The organism is Mesorhizobium sp. M0808, from assembly GCF_040320025.1.
GTDB lineage: Bacteria > Pseudomonadota > Alphaproteobacteria > Rhizobiales > Rhizobiaceae > Mesorhizobium.
Genome location: NZ_JAMYOX010000034.1, coordinates 1 through 13,523 on the forward strand (window position 1 = coordinate 1; position 13,523 = coordinate 13,523).

At 62.3% G+C, this 13,523-nt stretch carries 14 protein-coding genes; 3 read left to right on the forward strand and 11 right to left on the reverse strand.

The window, feature by feature from the left end:
* The 3 genes from NKI25_RS27650 to NKI25_RS27660 all read right to left on the reverse strand — a co-directional run.
* Nucleotides 1–826 (reverse strand): IS256 family transposase (locus NKI25_RS27650; protein ID WP_352999937.1); only part of this gene is annotated, 826 nt, incomplete at its 3' end.
* A 201-nt stretch (nucleotides 827–1,027) separates the two neighbouring features.
* Nucleotides 1,028–1,603, reverse strand: a complete 576-nt coding sequence (locus NKI25_RS27655; protein WP_352999939.1) for a DUF308 domain-containing protein — start codon at nucleotides 1,601–1,603, stop codon at nucleotides 1,028–1,030.
* Nucleotides 1,604–1,680: 77 nt separating this feature from the next.
* On the reverse strand, nucleotides 1,681–2,277 hold the full coding sequence (locus NKI25_RS27660; protein ID WP_352999941.1) for a TetR/AcrR family transcriptional regulator: 597 nt from the start codon (nucleotides 2,275–2,277) through the stop codon (nucleotides 1,681–1,683).
* A 723-nt stretch (nucleotides 2,278–3,000) separates the two neighbouring features.
* On the opposite strand from NKI25_RS27660, the gene NKI25_RS27665 reads away from it, so the two are divergent.
* Together NKI25_RS27665 and NKI25_RS27670 are read left to right on the forward strand one after the other, a co-directional pair.
* Nucleotides 3,001–3,918 carry an alpha/beta fold hydrolase gene (locus NKI25_RS27665; RefSeq protein ID WP_352999943.1) on the forward strand — a complete coding sequence of 306 codons (918 nt, stop codon included), beginning with the start codon at nucleotides 3,001–3,003 and terminating at the stop codon, nucleotides 3,916–3,918.
* Nucleotides 3,919–4,092: 174 nt separating this feature from the next.
* Complete coding sequence (locus tag NKI25_RS27670) at nucleotides 4,093–4,347, forward strand: hypothetical protein (RefSeq protein WP_352594357.1); 255 nt, start codon at nucleotides 4,093–4,095, stop codon at nucleotides 4,345–4,347.
* On the opposite strand, the gene NKI25_RS27675 is transcribed toward NKI25_RS27670, so the two are convergent.
* Nucleotides 4,344–5,492 (reverse strand): hypothetical protein, encoded by a 1,149-nt coding sequence (locus tag NKI25_RS27675; protein WP_352454999.1) that lies wholly within the window; start codon nucleotides 5,490–5,492, stop codon nucleotides 4,344–4,346. The two genes, NKI25_RS27670 and NKI25_RS27675, sit on opposite strands and share 4 nt — an antisense overlap.
* 2 nt (nucleotides 5,493–5,494) lie before the next feature.
* Between NKI25_RS27675 and NKI25_RS27680 the strand changes: the two genes are divergently transcribed.
* Nucleotides 5,495–6,634: a DUF1186 domain-containing protein gene (locus tag NKI25_RS27680; RefSeq protein WP_352845698.1), complete on the forward strand. Its 1,140-nt coding sequence runs from the start codon at nucleotides 5,495–5,497 to the stop codon at nucleotides 6,632–6,634.
* Nucleotides 6,635–6,679: 45 nt separating this feature from the next.
* Here NKI25_RS27680 and recQ read toward each other — a convergent pair whose 3' ends face one another.
* The 7 genes from recQ to NKI25_RS27715 all read right to left on the reverse strand — a co-directional run bounded on the left by recQ (nucleotide 6,680) and on the right by NKI25_RS27715 (nucleotide 13,493).
* Nucleotides 6,680–8,515 carry a DNA helicase RecQ gene (gene recQ, locus NKI25_RS27685; RefSeq protein WP_352754666.1) on the reverse strand — a complete coding sequence of 612 codons (1,836 nt, stop codon included), beginning with the start codon at nucleotides 8,513–8,515 and terminating at the stop codon, nucleotides 6,680–6,682.
* 363 nt (nucleotides 8,516–8,878) lie between these two features.
* On the reverse strand, nucleotides 8,879–9,217 hold the full coding sequence (locus NKI25_RS27690; RefSeq protein WP_352594361.1) for a cupin domain-containing protein: 339 nt from the start codon (nucleotides 9,215–9,217) through the stop codon (nucleotides 8,879–8,881).
* 26 nt (nucleotides 9,218–9,243) lie between these two features.
* Nucleotides 9,244–10,011, reverse strand: a complete 768-nt coding sequence (kduD, locus tag NKI25_RS27695) for a 2-dehydro-3-deoxy-D-gluconate 5-dehydrogenase KduD (protein ID WP_352569536.1) — start codon at nucleotides 10,009–10,011, stop codon at nucleotides 9,244–9,246.
* The gene (gene kduI / locus NKI25_RS27700) at nucleotides 10,008–10,865 is read right to left on the reverse strand and encodes a 5-dehydro-4-deoxy-D-glucuronate isomerase (protein WP_023678087.1); all 858 of its coding nucleotides are present in this window, start codon (nucleotides 10,863–10,865) and stop codon (nucleotides 10,008–10,010) included. Before kduI ends, kduD begins: the two co-directional genes overlap by 4 nt.
* 28 nt (nucleotides 10,866–10,893) lie before the next feature.
* Nucleotides 10,894–11,670, reverse strand: a complete 777-nt coding sequence (locus NKI25_RS27705) for a FadR/GntR family transcriptional regulator (protein WP_023678088.1) — start codon at nucleotides 11,668–11,670, stop codon at nucleotides 10,894–10,896.
* Nucleotides 11,671–11,680: 10 nt separating this feature from the next.
* A complete protein-coding gene (locus NKI25_RS27710; protein ID WP_023678089.1) occupies nucleotides 11,681–12,961 on the reverse strand; it encodes a TRAP transporter large permease in 1,281 nt (426 codons plus the stop codon).
* 4 nt (nucleotides 12,962–12,965) lie between these two features.
* On the reverse strand, nucleotides 12,966–13,493 hold the full coding sequence (locus NKI25_RS27715) for a TRAP transporter small permease (protein ID WP_023678090.1): 528 nt from the start codon (nucleotides 13,491–13,493) through the stop codon (nucleotides 12,966–12,968).
* Nucleotides 13,494–13,523 lie beyond the last annotated feature (30 nt).

Consider the following 13,523-nt stretch of genomic DNA (forward strand, 5'->3'; position numbering starts at 1 on the left):
CGTAGAACCATCTGAGCTCCATCAGGCAATCGTCGTCGACCTTGCGCGGCACGTAGTCGAGCGCGTTTCTGAGGAAGTGCACGTAGCAGCGCTGCCAGACCGCTTCGGGCAGCACTTCGCGGATTGCCGCCCTGAGCCCCGGATGGTCGTCGGAGACGACGAACTCGACGCCGGCGAGCCCGCGATTCTTGAGCCCCGTCACGAACTCGCGCCAGCTCGAATGGCTCTCCCGGTTGGCCAGCTCCACGCCCAGAACCTGGCGCCGGCCCTCCCAATCCACGCCGATCGCTACCAGCACCGCCTGGCTGGCGATCACGCCCGCCTCGCGAGCCCGCTCGTAGCGCGCGTCCAAAATGAGATACGGATAGCTTTCCTCGAGCCGCTGCGTGAAGAACGCCTTGAGCGCCTCATCCAGCCGCATCGTCGCCTCGCTCACCGTCGAGGCCGAGAAAGAGTGGCCGCACAATTCCTCCGTCACCGCCTTCACCTTGCGGGTCGAGACGCCCTGCACGTACATCTCGACCAGCGCCGACACCAATGCCTTCTCCGAACGCTGGTAGCGCTCAAACAACTCCGTCGAGAACCGGCCAGCCCGATCCTGCGGAACGCGAAGCTCCAGCACCCCGACCCGCGTCACCAGCTTGCGCTCGTAATAGCCGGACCGGTAACTCGTCCGCTCCCCTTTCTCGGCCCCGATCGCCTCCGTCATCTCGGCTTCAAGAACCTCCTGCACGACACTCTGCAATGCTTGGCGAAAGCCGTCCTCATCCGACAACAGCAACGCTTTCAACTCGCCTCTGCTCAGTCTAACTTCTCGATTGGTCATGGCACTTCCCCTTCCACGGGAATCGGTGATCGCAACGTCACCACCGTGCCATGGCCGCTCGCCCCTCAGAGCAAGCGCCGTTCTCTCTCCAAAACTTTTTGCAGAACCTTCAGCACACTATCCACTTCGGAATGGTGTCCAACCCGGACCCATAGGTAACAGCATCTCTCATCGCGCCGGTAATGGCTTAAGATCGCGGGCCTATGCAGCCTTCCGCCGCAATTGGCTCACGCTCAGCCACACCGCCGAAACAAGGAAGTAGAGGGCGCCTACTGCGGCATAGCCGGCCACGTTGGTGATCGATGGCGGCATCGGCATCCGCGCCTGCGCGATGAAAAACGTGCCTGCCAGTGCTGATTGCCCTCCGCTCAGGACCATCGCCCACTGCGCACCAGAGCTCTTCCAACGGCGGACGGCGGTGCCGAGTTGAAGCAGGCCGGACAGGATCGCCCATAGGCCGAACACGCCCAGCACCCAATTCATGCTCATCTTCAGCGCAACAACGACCGCGAGCGTTGTCGCCACACTGACCACGACGTTGATGGTCTGGGTGCGATTCTGTCCCAATCCTCCGCTGCGCGATGCGTCGACAAAATTGGCCAAGGCATCCCATGCAGGATAAGCCACGAGTAACACCGCCGCGACCACCCCGGAATGCTGTCCCATCGTAAAGGCAGCCGCCACCCAGACAGCCGAGAACGCCGTCCGAGCGAAGTAATAGAGCTTGAGCCATTGTTCCTGGCTGGCGCGGGAAAGATCGCCACTGTGAACCGTCATTGGATCGTCCTTTCGACTAGTAGGTAGGGACTCTCGACGAACGTCGCGGAGTGATTGCTATTATGGTTAGTTGAGATCTAGGCTCGTATCCGTGGGGAAGCGCGGAGCCGCTCCAGGAGCGGGCCCGTCACGACGGCGAATGTCTTCGGATCGCCATAGGCCCGGGCTGAAAGCATCGCGCCGTGAACGGTCGCCATGAACGCTTCAGCCTCGGCACGAGGGGTACTCATCAGTCGAAATTGGCCGCGCCGCGCACCGCGCTCCATCACCGATGTCAGCCAAGCCGACAGCGAGCGGAAATGCGCCCGGACCTCAAGGCCAACTTCCTCGGGCAGCACGGGGAGCTCGCTTGCCAACAGCGCGCAGATACAAAACGGGGCGCTGGCGTTCGCGATGCAGGCTTCCCAATACCCGGCATAGATCCGCAACTGTTCGAGCGGATCGGATTCGTGAAGTTCGACATTTGCCATCCCAGCTTCAGTTTCTTCGCGATACCGCGCAACCAGTGTCCGAACCAGATCGACCTTGCTTGGAAAATGGTGATGGATGCTCGCCTTACGGATCCCGACCACATCAGCGATGTCGGCATAACTGAAACCGTTGTAGCCGCCAGCGACGATCAGTGAACGTGCGCAAGCCAGGATGTCATCAGAGGTGGTAGACAAGTTGCTCATACTTTTACCTACCTTCTGGTAGGATGGCAGTCAAGTCTTATTGCAACGCGAGTAGCGTGAAATTGCGTGGCTATGGCGTAGACGTCATTCGATCTTAATTGATCTCGGCCCGCCATCCATTCAGACAGCTCCGGTGTTTGTCGATCGAGGTAGCCATCCCACTTCGAGGACGAGGCAACACCCTCCGGCCGACCGGACCACCGCCAATCGCCGTGCGGCACTAGGCGTTTGCACCGACTGCGCTATCTCACCATCGTTAGCTTGTTCTATCGCTGGTTGAAGACTGGGAGGTTTCCATGGATCGGCGACTATTTTTGACAGGAATGTTTGGCATTGCCGGGGCCGCGGCCCTTGCAAGCACAGTTCGGCCAATCAACGCAGTGGCCGGCGTTCCAACTGCCAGAAGCGGCATTCTCGATGAACTCGAGGCGCCGGATGTCGAGACCTTCGACGACGATGAAACTCAAGCAGAGTTGCAACCAGTCTATCATCGCCGGTGGCACCGGCCGCGCCGGCGCCGCCGGCGCGCTTGGAGAAGGGTCTGTCGCGTTTACTGGCGAAACGGCTATCGGCGCAGGCGGTGCTTCCGCAGGCGCGTCTGGGTCTGGTTTCGATTCTAGCAACTGGCCGGCTTGAACCCTGGCCATCGCGGCCGGGGTTTTCGCCCCAGGCGGCCGTTAGCGCCCTTAGGGAGCTTTCCTAAGGGCGCGGAGGAAGCTGACGGTGTTTGCAGGGTTCAGAGCCACCAGCCTACGACTGGACGATACGACGATTTTCGCAAGGGTCGGAGGCACCGGTCCGCCGCTGCTGCTTCTTCACGGTTTTCCAGAAACGCATCTGATGTGGAGGGATATCGCCGCAGCCTTGGCGCTCCGCTTCACGGTGGTCGCCGCCGACCTTCGAGGCTATGGGCAAAGCGGATGTCCGATTTCCTCTGCCGATCATAGCCCATACGCCAAACGCGCCATGGCCGGCGACATGGTTCAGGCCATGAAGCAGCTGGGGTTTGAGCGGTTCATGGTTGCCGGGCATGATCGCGGCGGGCGGGTTACCTATCGCCTGGCGCTCGACCATCCCGACAAAGTGCTCAAAATCGCCGTCCTCGACATCATCCCCACCGCCGCAACGTGGGGTCGGGCGGATGCCAGACTGGCGCTCGGCTTCTGGCCCTGGAGCCTTCTTGCGCAGCCGGAGCCCCTGCCGGAGCGTCTGATCGGCGCGGCTCCCGATGCTGTCGTCGACGATGCAATTACGCACTGGGGATCGTCGGCGAAAATGGTCTCCAAAGAGGTCAGGAACGCCTATGTTGATGCGCTTCGCGATCCCGCGCATATTCATGCCATCTGCGAAGAGTATCGCGCCGCTGCGACGATCGATCGTGAACATGACGCGCTGGACCGCGCAAACGGTCGTCGCATCGACTGTCCGCTACTGGCGCTATGGAGTGGCGAAGGCGCCCTGGAGAACTGGTATGCGCAAGAAGGCGGGCCGCTGGCCATCTGGAGGAAATGGGCCGACAGAGTGGCAGGATGCGCTGTCCAAGGCGGGCACTTTTTCCCGGAAGAGCACCCCGACAAGACGGCAGCGGCTCTCTCGGAATTCTTTGAAGACAAACAGGTCGGTCAGCACAGAGTATTGTAGAGGTCACATGCTTCAGTTACGCGGAACCTCGCGAGTGCTTCGCGGCCCTAGATCGAGAACCCTCCGAAAATCCGCCCGTCCGGCATCAATGTGCTTGATAAGGGAATGAAGGCGATCTCCACGTCCACGCCTCTGATATGCAGCCTCATGTTTGTCGGAAGTTGCGCATCGCCTTTGCCGGCATCCTTTGATGCTGCGAAATACGACAAGATGAGTTGCGTCGAGCTCAACGTGGCGATCGGCGCTGTCGCCGACGAAATGTCGGCGACAGCCATCGCTCGTGGCAAAGTCGTCCACACCAACATTCCGGGCTGGCTGCTGGGAGGGCAGCGTGTCGCCTCGACCGTGGCTGCCCGCCAGAGTGCGAAGATCGAGCGCTTGCGGCAGCAGGAGGCTGCGATTGCCGCGGCGAGACGAAGCCGGTGCTAATCGTCTCTTAGCCGTTCGATAAAACGCCTCTTATGGATATGCCGATCGCGGATCGCCTGCAGCCTGCGAGCAAAATCGTGGGTCGTGCCACATTCCTCGGCGATTGCCTTGAGGTCGAGCAGAAGGCTGGCGGCCTCATCGTAGCCGGGAGGGTTGCGGCGTTCGATCTCGCTCTCTACCTCACGCCAGACGCTTTCGCCGCGTCGCGAGAGCGCATCGAGCCGAATACGGCGAGCGCGCGCCTCTTCCGCCGCCTGCCGTTTTCTTTCAGCCTCTCGTTGCTCCTCCTGCGCGCGCTCGCGGGCCTGACGGATCGCCTCGGCACGGGCTCGCAGTTCGCCGGCCGAGCGCGGAACAGTGGCCATGGGGCTTCCAACAGAGACTTTCAACATCGAGCGATTCCGGACGAACGCCCGAAGCTCGTTTTCAACATGCCGATCGCCGTCGACGAGACGAACGAGCAGCGTCGTCTTTTCATGATCGGACAAGGCGCCGACTGAACGCCGGACCATATCCGGCGACAATTCCGTTGTCGTGCCGGCGGGACGCTCGGCCGCCTCAGCGACGAGGTCGGCGTCGAGCTGAAAGAAGCGCGCGAAAGCGTCGAGCGCGGGCGTCATCGGGCCGATCCCCGGCAAAGGCTCCGCCTCGTCCGGCTTGACGGAACCGATCTCGGCCGCCTTCAGCCACAGCAGGTAGAAAAGCCTCAGATCGCCGCCGAGCACGTCGGCGCGCAGCGGCGCCAGTGCTTCGAGCCAGTGCGAGTCGTCGTCCCAATTATCCCAATCGTCCGCAGGTTCCAGTTCTTCGCACAGGATGTCGACGATCAGGTTCTCGCCGGACGTGCTGATCTCGAGGCAATCGACCGCATGCAGGAATCCCTCGAGACGCTGCCGGTCGATTAATCGCGCTGGAAACCGGATCATCAGCCGGTGGGTGCCCCAATTCGCCAAATAGAGATGAAGATCGAACCAACGCCGCATCAACGCGACCGGATCGCCTTTAAAGTCGCCCCACTCGTAGAAATTCGTGAAGCTCGTGGCCGTAATCCGCGCCCGCGTCGACACATCGCGCAAGTCCCGGCGATCCGCTTCGCTGAGTGGGCGGTCGACCGCCCGAAACTCGTAGTATTGATATTCGCTCATGGTTGCTTGGCTGCTGGCCGATCCTCGTCCCCCACAGGTCAGTTCAGGATAGAGCTGTGTCGAGATCGAACTCGCCCCGTCTGGTACTTTCTGCACAGGAATTTGCCGTTTGTGCGGATGAACTGTTGAAAGGCAGCCGGCCTGTCGTAGATTTGGCAAGCGCGAACGGCAGCGAGGATGCCATGAAGAAAGAAGCACTGGACTCCGTCCTTGGCCGGGGCAAGCCCGGCTTCGATCTCGGTCCGATAGAAGATCAACTACATGCCGTGGCAAACGAGCAGCAATTGCCGGATGTCGCAATCATTCACTGCATAGCGAGGATTGAAGAATCGGCTCCCGCGCTGCGTGCCGTCGTCACAAGAGCGGCCGAAGGAGAGGCTCTGTCGCGGGATGATCAGATGCTGCTCTTGCGAGGCATCTACATTCTGGGCGGCGCTCGCGACACTAGAACGTTCGGGCCCTTGTTGCGCCTGCTGCGCCGGCCGGGACGCGACCTCGATGACCTGCTCGGCGACGTGGTGACCGAGAGCATGGCGCGTATCGTCGCCGGCGTATTTGATGGCGACGCCGACGCTTTGTTCAGCTTGATCAGCGACCGCTCCGTCGATGAATTCGTCCGCGATGCAGTTTTGGGCGCAGCGACCTTCCTGACCTGGGAAGGCCGCATCGAGCGTGACCGAATGCGAGATTTTCTCGAGCGATTCCACACCGAGAGGCTGGCCGATGACGACGATTTCGCCTGGATCGCCTGGCTGGGGGCGATCGCCCTGCTTGGCTTGCGCGATCTGGCGTCACTTGTTCACAGCGCATGGGACGACGGCCGCATCCCCGAAGGGGTAATCGACCGCCGCGATTTCGAAGACGATCTCCTGGCCGCCGAGCAAAGCCCAAACGACATGGATCGATTCGAGCGCGCCGCTCTCGGCTATATCGACGACGTGCTTGAAGCGTTGGAATGGACCAGCCACCTTGAGTATTTTGGCGAGGAAGATTGGCAATCGCCCTTGCCGGAACAAACTTGGCTCGACGAGTTGTCGAGATTGACAGCGCCGGTCACAAATCCTTGGCGCCATGTCGGACGCAATGATCCGTGTCCCTGTGGAAGCGGCAAGAAAGCAAAGAAATGCTGCCTGGCAAACTAACCTGTTGCAGTGTCGCGCAATTGCGAGTTTGATTTTTGGCTACCCTCACGCCGATCCACCGGGCTGATGCGCAGCGATCGCGCCGAGGAATATCTCGCCGAAATCCTTGAGCTTGGCGGCGCCGACGCCGTTGACCGCGGCGAAGGCGTCCAGATCACGCGGGCAGCGTTCGGCCATATCGATCAGTGTACGATCCGAAAAGATCACGAAGGCCGGCACCTGGCGTTCCCGGGCAAGACGCAGCCGTACAGCCTTGAGCGCGGCCAGCAGCGCCGAATCCAGACCTTCCGTGCCTGCTGCGGTATCCTCAGGACGTATCTTGCCTCGCGATGACTGGCGCGCGTCCAAGCGATACCGGAATGAAGCCTCGCCCCGAGCCAGCGCACGGCCCTTCTCGGCAATGGCGACGCCGCCATGGCCGGCTGAGTCCAATGTCAGGAACCCTCCCGCGACGAGTTGGCGGAGCAGCGACAGCAAGAAACTCTTTTTATGCGCCACACCGGTGCCGAAGCTGGCAAGCCTGTGGTGGTTCCTGTCCAGGACCTTCTCGGTCTCATGGCCGAGCAGGACATCGACGACATGGGCGACGCCGAAGCGCTCGCCGGTCTGTGCGATCGCCGCCAGGATGATCCGCGCCTCCGCCTCGCCATCCGCATGCGGCGCCTGGTCGAGGCAGTTGTCGCAATTGCCGCAAGGCGAAGCACTTTCGCCGAAATAGCCAAGCAGGATCTGACGGCGGCACTGCGTCGTCTCGCAATAACCGATCAGCGTATCGAGTCGGCCATGCGCGCGCCTTTTGTGCTCAGCCGGCGCGTCCTCGTCTTCGATGAAAAGCCGGCGCATGCGGATATCGCCGAGACCGAAGAGCATATGTGCCTCGGCCGCCCGCCCGTCGCGGCCCGCCCGCCCGATTTCCTGATAATAGGCCTCCAAGCTGCCCGGCAGGTCTGTGTGGAAGACATAGGCGACATCCGGCTTGTCGATCCCCATGCCGAAGGCGATGGTCGCCACCATCACCACGCCGGACAAGGTCATGAAAGCGTTTTGATTCGCTTCACGCGTGTCCTTGCTCATGCCGGCGTGATAGGCGAGCGCGCGTACGCCGTTCCGCTCGAGGAACGCCGCCATCTCTTCGGTCTTTTTGCGTGACAGGCAATAGACGATCCCGCTGCGGCCCGCATGGCGCTGCACGAAGTTTAGCAATTGGCGCTTGCTATCCTGCTTGGGCTCAATGCTTAGCTTGATGTTCGGCCGGTCGAAGCCGAGCACCACGGTATCGACGCGCCCGTCGAACAGTTGCGCGGCAATGTCGGTGCGCGTCGCCTCGTCCGCCGTCGCCGTCAACGCAATGATCGGCACTTTCGGGAAGATATCACGTAGTCTCGACAATTCTTCGTATTCGCGCCGGAACGCCGGTCCCCATTGGGAGATGCAATGTGCCTCGTCGATGGCGATCAGCCGGACATCGAGCTTGGTCAACGCCTCGAGCATTCGCACGGTCATGAGCCGCTCCGGTGCAAGATAGAGCAGGCGCGTCTGGCCTGCCGCGACACGGCGCCATGCAGCGACATTGGCATCGCGGTCGAGCGAGGAATTGATTGTATCGGCCGCCACGCCGGCAAGGCGCAATGCGGCGACCTGATCCTGCATCAGGGCCACCAGCGGCGAAACGACAATGGTGAGCCCGCCCAGCACCAGCGCCGGGACCTGGTAGCAGAGCGATTTGCCGGCGCCGGTCGGCATGACAGCCAGCACATGATGCCCGGCCAGCAGCGCCTCCATCACGGCCGCCTGGCCGAGACGAAAATCATCGAAGCCGAATACATCCTTCAGGACGCGCCGCTTGGAATCCTCTGCCGGGATGCTCGCTGCTACCTGCATTACAGAACTTTCGGGGATACGACCTGCCGAAATTCCCCGGCGAATCGCCAGGTGATTGCCTGGACAGCAGATTCGAACATTTATCGACCCCTCTGGTCCTGTCCGCGGCACCGCCTGAGGCGAACTTCTCTCTCATTGGCCGATATCAGACCGTCGTTCCAGCCCCTATTCGCCTTGGCTGTGAATATCGCACCGCCTCGGAGCGGTTAATCCTATCTTCACCATCATTCGGCAGGTTCAGGTTCTGCGGTGATGTTTTGAGTACCGCGGCGCCACAAGCGCCCAGGCAACACGCCCGCGTCTCTCCGGAGGCGCGGGTTTTTTCGTTCTGAGAACCGGCTGCCTGATCTTCGGGTCCGCAGCTCAGTCGAGGAAATCGGCGCGGTGCGGCGTAAAGCTGTCGACCAGTCGTCCCGCCTCCAGCGCCTTGACGCCATGGACAAGGTTGGACGGGACGATGAAGCTGCTTCCGGTCTCCAGGATTTCGGTCCTGCCGTCGATGGTGACTTCGAAGCGGCCTTCGGCGACATAGCTCGCCTGGACGTGCGGATGCGAGTGTAGCGCGCCGACGCCACCCTTGTCGAAACCGAATTCGACCATCATCAGCTCATCCGTGTGCAGGAGCACGCGCCTGCGGTTGCCATCCGGCGTCGGCGTCCACGCAGCCTCGCCGGCATGCGAGAAGATTTTGGTTCCGGTCATCACCAAACTCTCATCTTTTTTGTTGCTCATCGCGCCAGCCAGCCGCCGTCCACCGGCATCACCGCGCCATGCATATAGTTCGACGCCGGCGCCAGCAGGAAGACGGCTGCGTCGCCGATGTCTTCCGGCGCGCCCCAGCGCCCGGCCGGAATGCGCGCCAGGATTGAAGCGCTGCGGTCGGGATCGGTGCGCAGCGCCTCGGTGTTGTTGGTCTCGATATAGCCTGGCGCAATGCCATTGACGTTGATGCCCTTTGCCGCCCATTCGCATGCAAGCAGCCGGGTGATACCGAGCACGCCATGTTTGGAGGCGGTGTAGGAGGCGACGCGAATGCCGCCCTGAAAGCTCAGCACCGAAGCGATGTTGACGATCTTGCCACGCCGCCCCGGGTCGGCAAGCACGCGCCTGGCAAAACTCTGGCTGAGGAAGAACACCGTCTTCAGATTGACGCCGATGACGTCATCCCAGTCGGCTTCGGTGAGGTCGACCGCATCGGCACGCCGGATGATGCCCGCATTGTTGACCAGGCCGTCGAGCGGCCCGGTGCCGTCCCAGACGCGGTCAAGCATCGCCTGGGCGGCGGCATCGTCGCCAAGGTCGCAGCGGACCGCCTCGAAGCGCCCGCCGGCCGCTTCAATCCTCTCCGCCGTCTCGTCCATCGCCGACCGGCCGACGCCGACCACCGCGCCACCGGCGCGCGCGATCGACACGGCGATGCCCTGGCCGATGCCGGTATTGGCGCCGGTGACGAGGATGCGCTTGCCGGCAAGGCTGAAGGCCGAGAGATCGCTCACTTGAGCTCCTCCATCGCCACCAGGTCGACATCGGTATAGTCGACATTGTCGCCGGCCATCGCCCAGATGAAGGCGTAGTTCGAGGTGCCGGCGCCCGAATGGATCGACCATCCCGGCGACAGCACCGCCTCCTCGTTGCGCATGACGAGATGGCGCGTTTCGTCCGGTTCGCCCATGAAATGAAACACCCGCGCCGCCTCCGGCAGGTCGAAATAGAGATAGGCCTCCATGCGCCGGTCATGCACATGGCATGGCATGGTGTTCCAGACCGAACCGGAGGCAAGCTGCGTCATGCCGACGACAAGCTGACAGGTCTTTACCCCATCGGCATGGATGAACTGGAAGATCGAGCGCTCGTTGGAGGTTGCCTGGCTGCCGAGATCGAGCCGCTTGGCATCGCCGATGCGGATCAGCCGGTTGGGATGGCTCTGATGCGCCGGCGCGCTGAGCAGGTAGAACTTAGCCGGCGCTGCCGGATTGGTCGCAGCGAACGACACCTCATCCGTGCCCATGCCGAGATAGAGCATGTCGCGTGCCTGCAGCTCGTAGGATTGGCCGCCGGCTTTGACGACGCCTGCACCGGCGATGTTGACGATGATCATCTCACGGCGGTCAAGAAAATTCTTGGTCCCGGTCGGCTTGATCGCCTGCAGCGGCAGCGGTGTACCGGCGGGCATGGCGCCGCCGACGATCATGCGGTCGTAATGGGTGTAGGTCAGGCCGATGCGGCCGGGCTGGAACAAGTCCTCGATCAGGAAATTGTGTCGCAGCTCGTCCGTTCCCATGGCTGCGGCAGAAACAGGATCGATGGCGAAGCGGGAGGTGAAATCCGTATGATTGTCAGTGTGATTCATTGCTGTCCCATGGGGCTGCCTCAATTGCTTATTCCGTTGCCGCGGCCTTGACCGAGTCGGCATAAAAAACCTGGCGCGCGTGCAGGCGCTCGCGATAGCGCTGCTGGCTGGCACCGAGATGCCCGCGCATCGCCTCCCGCGCCGCCTCGGCATCGCCTGCCGAGATGGCGTTGAGGATCATCAGGTGTTCGCGCTGCAGGCCGCGCTGGTAGGCGTCGGACTGCGCGAACTCGGTCGACCAGGGCGAGGTCACATCGCAAGGAATAGCGCGCCGGCCGAGCACGTCGAGCATCTCGACATAGAACGGATTGTTGGTGGCGCTGGCGATTGCGCGGTGGAAGGCAAGGTCGGCCGGTCCAGTCGGCTCGCTGTTGAGGAGCAGCCGTTCGAACTCGAAGAAGGCTTCCTGGATTGCCGCTTCCTGCGCGGCGTTGCGCCGGATGGCGGCGAGCCCGGCGGATTCGATCTCGATCGCCAACCTGACTTCGAGCACGTTGAGGGCAATCGAATCCTTGCTGCCCATCTCCGCTGCCAGAGCACCGAACGCTGTCGAGATATGTTCGGTCACGAAAACGCCGGCGCCTTGGCGCGGCTCGACCAGGCCGTCCGCGGCAAGCTTGGCCAGCGCCTCGCGTATCACGGTGCGGCTGACCCCGAAGGTTTCCGTCAGCTGGCCCTCGGTCGGCAGCTTTTGCCCAGGCTGGATCTCGCCCGCCTGCAGCTGCTTGCGGATCGCCGCGACGACGGTTTCCGAAAGCTTCGGTCTTCGTTCGACGCGGAGCCCGACGGCCGTGTCCGATGCCATGTCGCACCCCCTATTTGAAGACGCTCGGCAGCCATAGCGAAATGGCCGGAATGTAAGTGACGAGCGCCAGCACCACGAGGCCTGCGCCATAGAATGGCCAGATCGAGCGCATCGATTCCCAGACGGATATCTTGCCCACTGCGCATGCCACGAACTGCACTGCGCCCACCGGCGGCGTGTTCAGCCCGATGCCGAAATTGAGGATCATGATGACGCCGAAATGCACCGGATCGACGCCGTAGGCCTGCGCCACGGGCAGGAAGATAGGCGTGCAAATGATGATCGTCGGCCCCATGTCCATGAACGTGCCGAGGAACAGCATCAAGAGGTTGAGCAGGAGAAGCACAACCAGCGGATCGTCCGAGATCGCGTTCATGGAGGCTATCAACGCTGCCGGCACTTTCAGGAAGGCCATCAGCCACGAGAACGCCGCCGCCATGCCGATGATGAGCAGCACCATAGCCGTGGTGCGCACGGCGCCATGGGTGGCATGAACGAACCCTTCCCAGGTCATCTGCCGGTAAACGAAGACGGTCACGAGCAGCGCATAGATGACGGCGATACAGGAACTCTCGGTGGCGGTGAAGACGCCCGATCGCACGCCGCCGAAGATGATCGCGATCAGCAGCAGGCCGGGCACGGCGACGGCGAAAAGATGCGCGACCGCGGTGAAGCCCGGAAACGCCTCGGTCGGATAGCCGCGGGAGCGCGCCACGATATAGGCGGTGACCATCAGCGACAGGGCCAGTAGCAGGCCCGGGATGATACCGGCCGTGAACAGATCGGCGATGGAGATCTTTCCGCCTGCCGAGATCGAGTAGATGATCATGTTGTGCGACGGCGGCAGCAGCAGCGCGATCAGTGCCGCCATCGACGTGACGTTGACGGCGTAGTCCGCTCCATATCCACGCGCCTTCATCTGCGGGATCATCAGGCCGCCTACCGCCGCTGCCTCCGCAACCGCTGAGCCGGAAATGCCGCCGAACAGTGTAGCGGTTGCAATGTTGACCTGGCCGAGGCCGCCGCGCAAATGGCCGACGAGCGAGCCAGCGAAGGCAACGATCTTGCTGGCGATGCCGCCGCGCACCATCAAGTCGCCGGCGTAGATGAAAAACGGAATGGCCAGCAGCGAAAAGACGCTCATGCCGGAATTCAGGCGCTGGAACACGATGAGCGGCGGCAGGCCCATATAGAGGACGGTGGCGAGGCTTGCGACGCCGAGGCAGAAAGCGATCGGCGTGCCGATAAGCATCAGCAGGGTGAAGACGCCGAAGAGAATCCACAGTTCCATGGCGTCAGACCTTCACGTTGGCGGTGTCGAGTTCGGCCGCGACTTCGGCCGGCGGCAGTTCATCGAGGGCATCGTCGATCGGCGCGCCGGAGAGGCGAAGCACGATGCGCTCCAGCGTGAAGAGCACGATGAGCGCGCCTCCCGCGACAAGCGGGACATAGTCCCAGCCCCCCGATATGCCGAGTGACGGCAAGACGGAGCCCCAGGTCAATGCGACCAGCTGGCTGCCATACCAGATCATGCCGATGCCGAAGGCGAGCGCGACAATATCCGAAATCATCCGCAGCCAGCGCTTGCCGCCTTTCGGCAGCACGTAGAGCAGGACGTCGAAGCCAAGATGGTAGTTCTCGCGAACGCCGACGGCAGCGCCGAGGAAAATGAACCAGCTCATCAGCATCACCGAGCCGGGCTCGGTCCAGCTCGGCGAGCGGTTCAGAACATAGCGGCCGAACACCTGCCAGGCGACGAACGCGGTCATCAGCACCAGCCCGATGCCGGCGATCGACAGCGCCGCCGTGCTGACGCGCGACATCACTTGCGCGACGCCGGACAGGAGCGGTGT